The 2,861-nt window shown below is 63.0% G+C and carries 5 protein-coding genes; all 5 read right to left on the bottom strand.

The genetic code is table 11. From position 1 onward, the window contains the following. Positions 1-230: 230 nt before the first annotated feature. Genes cas2 through RUW20_RS04205 form a run of 5 tightly spaced genes read right to left on the bottom strand, consistent with a single transcriptional unit; the run spans position 231 to position 2,808 of the window. Positions 231-521, bottom strand: coding sequence for a CRISPR-associated endonuclease Cas2 (gene cas2 / locus RUW20_RS04225; protein ID WP_313950949.1), 291 nt, complete (start codon positions 519-521; stop codon positions 231-233). A 5-nt stretch (positions 522-526) separates the two neighbouring features. Then, positions 527-1,558 carry a type I-C CRISPR-associated endonuclease Cas1c gene (cas1c, locus tag RUW20_RS04220; RefSeq protein ID WP_313950948.1) on the bottom strand — a complete coding sequence of 344 codons (1,032 nt, stop codon included), beginning with the start codon at positions 1,556-1,558 and terminating at the stop codon, positions 527-529. Positions 1,559-1,560: 2 nt separating this feature from the next. Then, positions 1,561-2,193 carry a CRISPR-associated protein Cas4 gene (gene cas4, locus RUW20_RS04215; protein WP_313950947.1) on the bottom strand — a complete coding sequence of 211 codons (633 nt, stop codon included), beginning with the start codon at positions 2,191-2,193 and terminating at the stop codon, positions 1,561-1,563. Then, a complete protein-coding gene (locus RUW20_RS04210) occupies positions 2,186-2,557 on the bottom strand; it encodes a DUF5615 family PIN-like protein (RefSeq protein WP_313950946.1) in 372 nt (123 codons plus the stop codon). Before RUW20_RS04210 ends, cas4 begins: the two co-directional genes overlap by 8 nt. Further along, complete coding sequence (locus RUW20_RS04205; protein ID WP_313950945.1) at positions 2,554-2,808, bottom strand: DUF433 domain-containing protein; 255 nt, start codon at positions 2,806-2,808, stop codon at positions 2,554-2,556. The genes RUW20_RS04210 and RUW20_RS04205 overlap by 4 nt, the downstream gene beginning before the upstream one ends. Positions 2,809-2,861: the final 53 nt, after the last annotated feature.

Here is a 2,861-nt window from a genome sequence, read left to right as displayed (position 1 = left end):
GTTTCAATCCTCGCTCCCCGTTGCCGGGGAGCGTGTCCGTTCGCGTCCAAGTGCTTGTACAAGCAGCGGTTCTGGATCGCTTTGCGCGAACCTCGACGCGAACGAGATGCTGCTTGCAGGATGGGCGTGTTGCGCGCCCAATTTTCCACGCAAAAACAATGACGTGCAAGGCGCGCGAACCTGCCGCCTATCCTTGGGCGCTCCTGGTTCGCGCATCGCCACCGGCAGATCTACACGACCAGTGGCGCGGCGTAGTCGAGCGCACGAAAGCGCCCGAACTCCCGGACTTCGCAACCACGTGTTTCGGCAAGCCGGTAAAGGCGCAGGCAGTCCTGATCGAGCTGGATTTCAGCCAACAATCGGCGCTCCAGATCTTCCAGTTGCATGCGGTCGACCTTGCACTCGAAGACCGACTTTTGTACCCGCTGGCCGGTGCTCTCGCAAACCCTGGCCACTCGTCGCAAGCGGCGGCGCCCTTCCCGGGTTTCCGTACTTACGTCGTAGCAAACGATCACCAACATGCGGCTCACCTCGTTGTGAAGGGAAGATAGCTTTCCATCTCGCCACGCAGCGTCCGCGCGAGGAAGCGCGCCTGCAGCAGCGGCAACAGACCGATCGCTACCGTTTTTTGGAGTAATGGGTGCGAAAGCTCCTCCTGCTTCTTTTCTTGCCAGGCAACGATCACCGTCTTGCGACCAGTCTCGCCCAGCGTTACCGCACCGCCGTCATGCTCGACGAAATCGCCGCCCTGAACCTGGGCGCGGTTGACCAGGGTCAACGCCAGGCGATCCGCCACCGCCCTGAATTCCTCCATCAGATCAAGCGCCAAAGCTGCGCGACCCGGACGGACAGCATGCAGGAAACCAAGTTGCGGATCGAGACCGACCGCCTCCACGGCGGAGCGGCAGTCGTTCATCAACATCGCGTAAAGGAAGGACAGCAAGGCATTCATTCGGTCGCGCGGTGGCCGGCGGCTGCGACCATCCATGGTAAAAGTGGCACGCGACTCGGGACGAAGTACAAGGTTCAGCCCGGCGAAATACTGCCGGGCCGCCTCACCCTCGACGCCGCGAACCGAATCGAGATCGCCTGCCGCCGGTAAAGCCCGCAGCGACGCAGCGAGGTCGTCGGCACGCCGTGTCAGCTGCGCGCTGTCATCACCGTTCTTGGCCTCGCGCCCGCCGCGCAAAAGCACCTGCCGCGTATTCTTGATCTTGCCCGCAACAAAGGCGCGAGCGATCGCCAGGGCGAAGCTCGGATCTGCCGCGCGGGCATGCTGCGCCTGGCGCAGCAGGATGTTCCCCGATGTCGGCCCTTCCATCCGCGCCTTGAATCGCCCGTGCTCGCTGAGCAATACCAGGCTCTTGCCTTCGTCAGCCAGGCGATGAATGAGCGCCGGCGAGACCAGCACGTTGCCGAAGAGCACAACGCCGCCCAGATGGTGAAGGGGCACGCGCAGCCTTGTTTCCCGCTCGATCTCGACGCGCACGGTATCGTTGTCGAGATGCAGGTAGGACATCGGCGTGCTGACGTACAGCGTGTTGAGTAGCGTCTGCATTTTCAGTCATCCGCCAGAAAGAGCTGGGCCGCCAGTTCCTTTTGGCGCGCATGCGCGGCCAGCGGCGCTGGTTGGCAAAGATCGATCAGCGAGCATTCACGGCAGCGCTCGTCATTGACCGGCGGTGGCAGCGTGCCGGAGGCCAGGGCCTGCCGGATAGCCGCCACCGTCTCTTCCACCTGCGCACGAAGCACGTCGGTAATGGCTACCTCTCGGCGACGATGCGAGGTGGCGTGATAGATGGCGCCGACGGCAACCGCCTTGCCGGTCATCTCTTCAAGGCAGAGTGCTTGCGCCGCGAGCTGCAGATGGTCATGAACACCCTTGGCCGCCTTGCCCTTGCGGCCGTGCTTGTACTCCACCGGATACGGCGTCCCGTCGGCGAGGAATTCGACGACATCGGCCTTGCCGACCAGCCCCAGCCGGTCGCACCACAACGGCACCGCGCGCGCGGTGCGAACCCCCGCCCGGCTCTCCACGCCAGCCTCATCGACACGCTCATGCACCGCCTGCCCACGCATGGTATGCACGTTCTCGGCGAAAGCCTGTTCGGCGTGGATCAGCAGACACTGGCGCGGGCAGTAGCACCAGTGCTGGATGGCCGAGACTGGAATCGGGTCGGTGTTCTCAGCCATCTGAGCGTACCGCCGAGAGTGGCCGCAAGCGGATTTCATTGCGGGTAATGACGGCAAGGCAGCCATCGGGCACCTCGGTCAGCGCGCGCAAGGTCGCGGCCAGGACCTCTTCGATGACGATCGGTTGAAGTCGAAAGTAGAGGATGGCCGGCGGCGGGGGCATCCCTTGAAAGAACACCAGGTCGCCGAAATCGGCGTCGAAAGTCAGCAGGCAACGACCTTGCTCTCGCGCCAGTTCGAGTACCGCCCGATCACTCAGCCCTGGGCCGATGCTAGCCACCGCGAGCACCTCGTAGCCAGCCGCGACAAGGCCCTTGACCACCAACAAGGGGAAGTTCTCGTCGGCCAGCAGCACTCGCTTCACACGACGATTCCGGGCGGGTGAAGCGTCCCTTGCATGATGTAGGTCTCGTCTTTCAGGCAGTCTCGGACGAAGGCGAAAACGGCCTGCAGATCTTCCAGCTTCAAGTGCGGATAGCTTTCGAGTATCTGCGCTTCGCTCCAGCCCGAGGCCATCAGATCCAGAACCAGTTCCACCCCGATCCGCGTCCCCTTGATGCGCGGCTTGCCGAACAGGGTGTCCGGATCGGAAACAATGCGCTCATGCCAGTCCATTGTCAGACTCCTTGTCAAAAACCCGGAATGATCTCCGGATTGAGGCCGTCGAT

The sequence above is a fragment of the Accumulibacter sp. genome, from assembly GCF_032229525.1.
Classification (GTDB): Bacteria; Pseudomonadota; Gammaproteobacteria; order Burkholderiales; family Rhodocyclaceae; genus Accumulibacter.
The sequence above is the reverse complement of the archived record's forward strand: the minus strand, read 5'-3'. Positions and strand labels throughout refer to the sequence as shown.

Bases quoted from the DNA above. Each gene is read 5' to 3' on its own strand.
- RUW20_RS04205 (WP_313950945.1), bottom strand. From the start codon at position 2,808: ATGGACTGGCATGAGCGCATTGTTTCCGATCCGGACACCCTGTTCGGC.
- cas2 (WP_313950949.1), bottom strand. From the start codon at position 521: ATGTTGGTGATCGTTTGCTACGACGTAAGTACGGAAACCCGGGAAGGG.
- cas4 (WP_313950947.1), bottom strand. From the start codon at position 2,193: ATGGCTGAGAACACCGACCCGATTCCAGTCTCGGCCATCCAGCACTGG.
- cas1c (WP_313950948.1), bottom strand. From the start codon at position 1,558: ATGCAGACGCTACTCAACACGCTGTACGTCAGCACGCCGATGTCCTAC.